The following is a 7866-nucleotide window of genomic DNA, read 5'->3' as shown; positions in this document are numbered from 1 at the left end:
CGTCCCGTCCCTGCAACTGGCGATGAAGATCGCGGGCTCGCTCTATCTGATCTGGCTGGCGGTCAAGATCGGCCGCAGCGGCCCGCCGAACCTCGACGTGTCCATGGCCAGGCCGAACAGCTTTTTCGGCGGCGCCGGCATTCAGTGGATGAACCCGAAGGGCTGGGCGATGGGGCTGGGCGCCGCCGCATCCTTCGCAGCGCTTGCCGACGGACCCTTGCGGCTCGCCCTGCTGCTCGGCGCGGTGTTCGGGCTTGCCGCGGCCTTCTCGTTGTCGCTGTGGTGCGTGGCCGGCACGCTGCTCGCGAGGCTGCTCAAGACCGAGCGGCAGTGGCGCGCGCTCAACATTGCGCTTGGCCTGCTGCTGGCCGCCTCGATCCTGCAGATGTGGCGGCCAACCTAGCGGCAGGGGGACTATACGGCGTAGCGTGCCGCCGGCTTGCCGGCGAACAGGCTGCCGTAGAAATGGTCCCTGGCGCCGAGATATGTATCCAAGCCGGCCGGGTCGGCAAGGCCTGGCGCGGTAACGGTCTCGCCCTGGGCAAAACCGGCAAGTGCCGCGTCGACCAGATCGTCGGCCGTCATCACCCAGTCCTGGTTGATCCTGTCGAGGCTGATCCCGGACACGTCCCAGAACTCGGTGCGGATCGGTCCGGGCAGCACGACCTGTGCCCTCACCTCGGTGCCGGCGACTTCGCTCTGCAACGCTTCAGTGAAGTTGACGACATAGGCCTTGGTGCCGCTGTAGATGCCACCGACGGCGATGCCGTAGGCGACCACCGAGGCGATGTTGACGATGGCGCCTCGGTTGCGCGCAAGCAGGCCCGGCAGCACCGCGCGGGTCAAACGCGTCAAGGCGATGACATTGACCTTGATCATGCGCTCGGCGGAGTCCGCATCGGCCTCGGCGATCACTTGCAGCCCACCCATGCCGGCATTGTTGACCAGCAGCGTCACGCTCTCGTCGGCCGCGATCGCCTGCTCGACCCGGCGCAGGTCGCTGTCGCCGGCGAGATCGGCGACAATCGTCTTAACCTTGCGGCCATAGGCATAGGCCAGCCTGTCCGCAACCTCCTGCAGCCGGTCGGCGCGCCGCGCCACCAGCACCAGGTCGTAACCCTGCCCGGCCAGCCGGTCGGCATAGACCGCGCCGATGCCCGACGAGGCGCCGGTGATCACGGCCGTGCCCTTGTTGTCCTTCGTGCTCATTGTCCTGTTCCCTTGTTCGTGTCGCTCTGGTTCGGCGACGACGATCACGCCATTCGCCGACATGTCCGATTTAATATTAGTGGCATATGCCACTTTCACCGAAGTAGGTATATGCCACTATCTTGTCAACGGCGGCGGCGAAAACTATTTCTGCGGCTGGCCGGCGCAGCTTTTCGCCGGCAAGGAGCGAACATGACCGGAGTTCGGAAGCCAGGATTTAGCCGCTGCAACAACGCGACGCTGCGGCGCGCCGCGCGCAGGCTGGGGCGCTTCTACGATGACGCTCTGGCGCCATCGGGCTTGAAGGGCACGCAGTTCGGCCTGCTCTTTCAGATCCATGTCGGCAGCGAGCCGGCGATGGGCACCATCGCCGAGGCGCTGATCATGGACCTCTCGGCGCTCGGGCACACGCTGAAGCCGCTGATCCGCGACGGCTATGTCGAGACTTTCGCCAACAAGGACGACCGCCGCGTCAAGCGCGTGCGGCTGACGCCGCAGGGCAATGTCAAGCTGGACGAGGCGATCAGGCTGTGGAGCGCGGCGCAGCAGCGTTTCGAGGACAAGGTCGGCGCCGAGCAGGCGGCGAAGCTTCGCGCGGCGCTGGACGCGGTGGCTGATCTCGATCTGGAAATGCCGGCGGCCACTCCTTCGCTCTGAATAAGCGGCCGCCAATCCAGCTTTGCAGCGGTTACTCGGCCGGCATTGCGACCGGGCGGGCCAATGCCCGGCCGGCCAGCACGATACCCAGGCCTACGATCGGAAACACTGCCGCGACAAGGCCGAGATCTGCCGGCACGCCGTAGCGCAGCACCATACTCCCGACCACCGCGCCCAGCGCCACGCCGAGATAGAGCGCCGAGGCGTTGAGCGAGAGCACGATCGGCGCGGCGTCCGGCGCCAGCTTGATGATGCGGCTCGCCTGCGCCGGCGGGAACGCCCAGCCGACGATGCCCCACGGCACCATCATGCCCATCAGCGCCGGCCCGGCGATATGCTGCGGCAGGAAGGTCGGGATCAGCGAGAAGGTAATCACCATCGCCGCGCTCAGCGCCAATGACCAGGCGACGGTGCGCGTCGCGCCGAAGCGGTCGGCCGCCTGGCCGCCGGCAATGTTGCCGATGACGGCGCCGACGCCGAAGGCGAGCAGCATTCCTGGCAGCGCCAGCGGGCTCAAGCCCCCGCTCTGGATGGCCAGCGGCGCAATGAAGCTGAAGACGGTGAAGGCGCCAACCAGCGCTAGGGCGGTCGTCAGCAGGATCGGCATCACGCCGGGCCGCAGCGCCGCCGCCAGACGCGCCCGGAGCGGCAGCCTGGTGCCGATGATGCCGCGTGGCAGCCGGTACCAGAGGATCGCGCCGGCCAGCGCGCCAAGTCCGGCGATGGCGAAGAAAGTGCCACGCCAGCCGGCCACTGCCGCGACAAGCGCACCGAGCGGCGCGCCGACTGCAACCGCCACCGTGGTGCCGCCGACGACGACGGCAATGGCACGCGCCCGGTGATGGTCATCGACCAGCGCCACCGCCGTGCCTTGCGCGGTCGCGGCGAACAGACCGGACGACAGCGCCATGATGATGCGGGCGATCAACAGCAATTCGAACGACGAGCTCAGAGCCGCCACCACATTGCCGAGCACGAAGAACACCAGCGTCCACAGGATGACGCTGCGCCGGTCCCACTCGCCGGTCAAGGTCGCCAGGACCGGCGCGCCGAACGCATAGGCGAGCGCGAAAGCGGTGATCAGCGAGCCGGCGAGCGGAACGGAGATGCCAGCATCGGCCGCGATGTCAGGCAGAAGGCTGGAGATGACGAAGCCTTCGGTCGAGATCGCGAACGAACCGAGCGCAAGCCAGAAGATCCGCTTGTCCATGGGAGTGTCCTTTTAGTTCAAAAGTTATTGAACAATTGGACATGGCGAGGCATGATGTCAATGAAGCCAGGGAAAAATAGCTGAACCCTGCTGACAGCCCTGTGTCAGGACTGGTCCGCGATGATCAGATCGTTTGCACCCGCCGCAGGAGGAGACGCGTTGAAGTTGGCTCTGTTTGTGCTTAATTCTCGGGCATGACACTGCCCCACCCAAATGCTGACCAGATCAGCCTGCCGATCGTGCTCGCCGTGCTCGGCGACCCGACCAGGCTTGCCATCGTGCGCTTTCTCGCCAGCAAGGAAGGCGTGCCGATGAACTGCAGCAAGTTCCTCGATCTCGGCTCCAAGACCAATCTCAGCTATCATCTGGCCAAACTGCGCGAGGCCGGCGTCACCCGCACCGAAGCTGTCGGCACCAACCGCATGATCACGCTGCGCCGCGACGACCTCGACCGCCGCTTCCCCGGCCTGCTCGACAGCGTCATCGCCGCCGCCGGCGATGACAAGGCGCTGCCCATGGTCGGCGCCGCCGAGATCGAGATCAGCGCCTGATGCGCATTGCGGTTCTCGCCGACGTCCATGGCAATGTGCTTGCCCTCGATGCGGTGCTCGACGATCTCGAGCGCCGCGGCGGGGCCGACATCGCCGTCAATCTCGGCGACTGTGTCTCCGGCCCGCTCTGGCCGCGCGAGACGATGGAACGGCTGCAGGCGCTCAACCTGCCGACCGTGCGCGGCAACCATGACCGCCGCGTGGCGCAGGACCCCGCCGACGAAACGATGTGGCCGTCCGACCGCTACGCCCAGGACCGGCTGACGGTGGCGCAGCGCGAGGCGCTGCTCGCCTTGCCGCTCACGCTGGAGATCGCGCCCGGGGTGGTCGCCTTCCACGCCCGCCCCGACCACGATGAAAAGTATCTCGCCGATGCCATCACCGACGGCCAGCTGGTGCGCGCGCCGCTGGCCGCGATCAGGCGGCGCCTGAAGTCGCTCGACCGCGCCTGCCGCATCGTGCTGTGCGGCCACAGCCATCGCGCAGAGCTGATTCGTATTCCCGGCGGCCCGGTCATCTTCAACCCCGGCAGCATTGGTTGCCCGGCCTATGATGATGACACGCCGCCGGCGCATGTCTCCGAGCAGGGCACCCCGCATGCGCGCTACGGCATCGTCGAACTCGGCGAGCACGGCCGCCCCGACCGCTTCGAGGCCATCGCCGTCGACTACGACCATGAGGCCGCGGCCAGGCAGGCCGAACAGGCGGGACGGCCGGAATGGGCGCACGCGCTCAGAACCGGATTCATGCAAGGCTGAGCTTGCTCATGCAAGGCTGAGCTAGCTCATGCCGGGCTGAGCTTGCTCATTCCGGCCTGAGCCAGCTCGGAATTTTTCAGGGGTGACATGGCGCTGCCTCGTCTTCTATAAAACCGCCTCGGCAGGCGGCGGCGCCATAGCGCCAGCCTGCCAGATGGAACCTATCGGCCATGGCCAGGTGATGAGGCGCACGAATACGCCAGGAACGATGCTGGTCGCGTTGGCCGCCGCCCTTTTGCTGGCGACGGCCCTGCCGGCGAGAGCCGAGGATCCGTCCACCACCATCGTCTCCATCGTCACTGGCCTCGCGCCGGACGATCTCCTCAACATCCGCGTCACCGCGTCGGCGACCGGCAGGGTGCAAGGACGCCTGCCCGGCGGCGCCAGTGTGAAGAATTTCGGTTGCAACGAGGTCAACGGCAATCCCTGGTGCAAGGTCGAGGAGGTCGACAACCCGCAAGTGAAGGGATGGGCGCCGGCGCGCTATCTGACCCCCGGCAATCCGGCCACCGTGGACGATATGCCGACCGAGGACCCGTCGCCGGCCGCTGGGACGACGGACGCGCCCGCTGCTCCCGCGCCACCGCCCGACCTGACGGCGCGCTTCGGCGAGGTAGATCAGGGCGCGCCGAAATCCGCCGCCGCGATCGGCAGGACGGCGATGGAAGATGCCTATGGCCTTGCCTTCGCGGCAAGCGAAAACCCCTCGACCGGGGAAATCCCCGGCGAGACCGCGACCGTGGCGCGGCTCGAGCCGCCGCAGGCGCCAGACGATGCCGGGACCGGCATTCCCTGCGCCCGCTATGTGGGCCAGCCGATGACCCTCTGCAAGGCAAGGATCGAGCACAAGGGCGCGGACAAGGCCGATGTCACCGTGACCTGGCCCGATGGCGGAACGCGCCTCATCTCCTTCTACGGCGGGCTGCCGGCTGGCTCGGATTCGCCGGACGAATTCCGCTTCACCCGCGAGGGCAGCCTCAACATGATCCGTGTCGGCGTTTCCGAGCGCTTCGAGATCACGGACCAGCTTGCGCTGGGGAATTAGGGATTAGGCAGCAGGCAGTAGGGAATGGGCACCAGTCGCCTGAACCTTCCCTACCCCCACTGTCCAATCCCTGCTGCCTAACCCCTACTGCCTAATCCCGCATTTTCGGGGTTACATCCGGCAAAACTCTTCCCTATAAGGCCCTCCTAGCCTGATACCAGAATCGCAAGCACAACCGGCCGGGTCCTCCCGTCCCGGCTTTTCGTGCAAGCCGCCCGCCGAACGGAACCCGTAGACCATGCCAAGACGCACCGACATCAAGTCGATCCTGATCATCGGGGCCGGCCCCATCGTCATCGGCCAGGCCTGCGAGTTCGATTATTCCGGCACCCAGGCCTGCAAGGCGCTGAAGGAAGAGGGGTTCCGCGTCATCCTTGTCAACTCCAACCCGGCCACCATCATGACCGACCCGGAGCTGGCCGACGCCACCTATATCGAGCCGATCACGCCGGAAGTGGTGGCCAAGATCATCGCCAAGGAGCGGCCGGACGCGCTGCTGCCGACCATGGGCGGCCAGACGGCGCTAAACACCGCCTTGTCGCTGCGCCGCATGGGCGTGCTCGAGCGCTATCAAGTCGAGATGATCGGCGCCGACGCGCACGCCATCGACAAGGCCGAGGACCGGGCGCTGTTCCGCCAGGCGATGAGCAAGATCGGGCTTGAGACGCCGCGCTCGATGCTGGCCAACGCCACCGACGTCAAGAATGCCGACCGCAAGACGCACGAAGCCGAGCGCGCGGCGCTGAAGGCCGAGAACCCCGACAATCTCGATGCCGCGCTCGATGCGCTGGAAACCCGCTGGAACCTCGGCGAAGGCGACCGCAAGCAGCGCTACATCAGCCATGGCATGGCGATCGCCGCTCAGGCGCTCGACCATGTCGGCCTGCCGGCCATCATCCGCCCCTCCTTTACCATGGGCGGCACCGGCGGCGGCATCGCCTACAACCGCGCCGAATTCTACGACATCGTCCAGTCCGGCCTCGACGCCTCGCCGACCACCGAAGTGCTGATCGAGGAGAGCGTGCTCGGCTGGAAGGAATACGAGATGGAGGTCGTCCGCGACCGGGCGGACAATTGCATCATCGTCTGCTCGATCGAGAACATCGACCCGATGGGCGTGCACACGGGCGACTCGATCACCGTCGCGCCGGCGTTGACCTTGACCGACAAGGAATACCAGATGATGCGCAACGCATCGATTGCGGTGCTGCGCGAGATCGGCGTCGAGACCGGCGGCTCCAACGTGCAGTTCGCCGTCAATCCGGCCGATGGCCGCCTGGTGGTGATCGAGATGAACCCGCGCGTCTCGCGCTCGTCGGCTCTGGCCTCCAAGGCGACCGGTTTCCCGATCGCCAAGATCGCGGCAAAACTCGCCGTCGGCTACACCCTGGACGAATTGGAGAACGACATCACCGGCGGCGCGACGCCGGCCTCGTTCGAGCCGTCGATCGACTACGTGGTGACCAAGATCCCGCGCTTCGCCTTCGAAAAGTTCCCCGGCGCCGAGCCGGTGCTTACCACCGCCATGAAGTCGGTCGGCGAGGTTATGGCCATCGGCCGCACCTTCCAGGAGTCCTTGCAGAAGGCGCTGCGCGGGCTGGAGACCGGCCTGACGGGTCTCGACGAAATCGAGATCCCCGGCCTTGGCCATGGCACCGCGCCTGCCAGCCACGTCGACGACCGCAACGCCATTCGCGCAGCACTCGGCACGCCGACACCCGACCGGCTACGCATGGTGGCGCAGGCGATCCGCATGGGCACCTCGCTGGAAGACGTGCACGCCATGTGCAAGATCGATCCTTGGTTCCTCGAGCAGATCGCCGGCATCATCGCCATGGAAGAACGCGTGCGCGAGCACGGCCTGCCGCAGGATGCCGCCAATCTGCGGATGCTTAAGGCGATGGGCTTTTCGGACGCCCGCCTCGCATCGCTGACCAAGACCGACGCCGAAGTCGTTCAGAAGACGCGCGAAAAGCTCGACGTGCATCCGGTCTACAAGCGCATCGACACTTGCGCCGCCGAGTTCGCCTCGCCCACCGCCTACATGTACTCGACCTATGAGGTTCCGTTCGCAGGCAGCCTCGCCAACGAGGCCAAGGTGTCGGCGCGCAAAAAGGTCGTCATCCTCGGCGGCGGCCCGAACCGCATCGGCCAGGGCATCGAGTTCGACTATTGCTGCTGCCACGCGGCGTTTGCGCTACGCGACGCCGGCTACGAGGCGATCATGGTCAACTGCAACCCGGAGACCGTCTCTACCGACTACGACACCTCCGACCGGCTCTATTTCGACCCGCTGACGGCGGAGGACGTGCTGGAGATCCTGCGCGCCGAGCAGGCGTCCGGCGAACTGGTCGGCGTCATCGTCCAGTTCGGCGGCCAGACGCCGCTCAAGCTCGCCGACGCGCTGGAGAAGGCCGGCATCCCGATCCTCGGCAC

General features: G+C 66.5%; 8 protein-coding genes. 6 read left to right on the top strand and 2 right to left on the bottom strand.

Features of this window, described 5'->3' with window-relative positions:
- On the top strand, positions 1–403 hold a 403-nt coding region (locus EN742_RS16300), incomplete at its 5' end, for a LysE family transporter (protein WP_128333026.1).
- An 11-nt stretch (positions 404–414) separates the two neighbouring features.
- On the opposite strand, the gene EN742_RS16295 is transcribed toward EN742_RS16300, so the two are convergent.
- Positions 415–1209: an SDR family oxidoreductase gene (locus EN742_RS16295; RefSeq protein ID WP_126058771.1), complete on the bottom strand. Its 795-nt coding sequence runs from the start codon at positions 1207–1209 to the stop codon at positions 415–417.
- Between the two features lie 192 nt (positions 1210–1401).
- On the opposite strand from EN742_RS16295, the gene EN742_RS16290 reads away from it, so the two are divergent.
- Positions 1402–1866 carry a MarR family winged helix-turn-helix transcriptional regulator gene (locus tag EN742_RS16290; RefSeq protein ID WP_126058770.1) on the top strand — a complete coding sequence of 155 codons (465 nt, stop codon included), beginning with the start codon at positions 1402–1404 and terminating at the stop codon, positions 1864–1866.
- 31 nt (positions 1867–1897) lie between these two features.
- Here EN742_RS16290 and EN742_RS16285 read toward each other — a convergent pair whose 3' ends face one another.
- Entirely contained in the window at positions 1898–3076 is a 1179-nt protein-coding gene (locus tag EN742_RS16285; protein WP_126058769.1) for an MFS transporter, read from the bottom strand.
- A gap of 194 nt (positions 3077–3270) precedes the next feature.
- Here EN742_RS16285 and EN742_RS16280 point away from each other — a divergent pair, with 194 nt between their 5' ends.
- The 4 genes from EN742_RS16280 to carB form a co-directional block, all read left to right on the top strand.
- Positions 3271–3627 (top strand): helix-turn-helix transcriptional regulator, encoded by a 357-nt coding sequence (locus EN742_RS16280; RefSeq protein WP_126058768.1) that lies wholly within the window; start codon positions 3271–3273, stop codon positions 3625–3627.
- A complete protein-coding gene (locus tag EN742_RS16275) occupies positions 3627–4385 on the top strand; it encodes a metallophosphoesterase family protein (protein ID WP_126058767.1) in 759 nt (252 codons plus the stop codon). Before EN742_RS16280 ends, EN742_RS16275 begins: the two co-directional genes overlap by 1 nt.
- Before the next feature lie 181 nt (positions 4386–4566).
- Positions 4567–5430 (top strand): SH3 domain-containing protein, encoded by an 864-nt coding sequence (locus EN742_RS16270; RefSeq protein WP_126058766.1) that lies wholly within the window; start codon positions 4567–4569, stop codon positions 5428–5430.
- 238 nt (positions 5431–5668) lie between these two features.
- Positions 5669–7866 (top strand): carbamoyl-phosphate synthase large subunit (gene carB / locus EN742_RS16265; protein ID WP_128333025.1); only part of this gene is annotated, 2198 nt, incomplete at its 3' end.

Origin of the sequence: Mesorhizobium sp. M4A.F.Ca.ET.020.02.1.1 (genome assembly GCF_004022645.1) — a bacterium.
Taxonomy (GTDB): Bacteria; Pseudomonadota; Alphaproteobacteria; order Rhizobiales; family Rhizobiaceae; genus Mesorhizobium.
The sequence above is the reverse complement of the archived record's forward strand: the minus strand, read 5'-3'. Positions and strand labels throughout refer to the sequence as shown.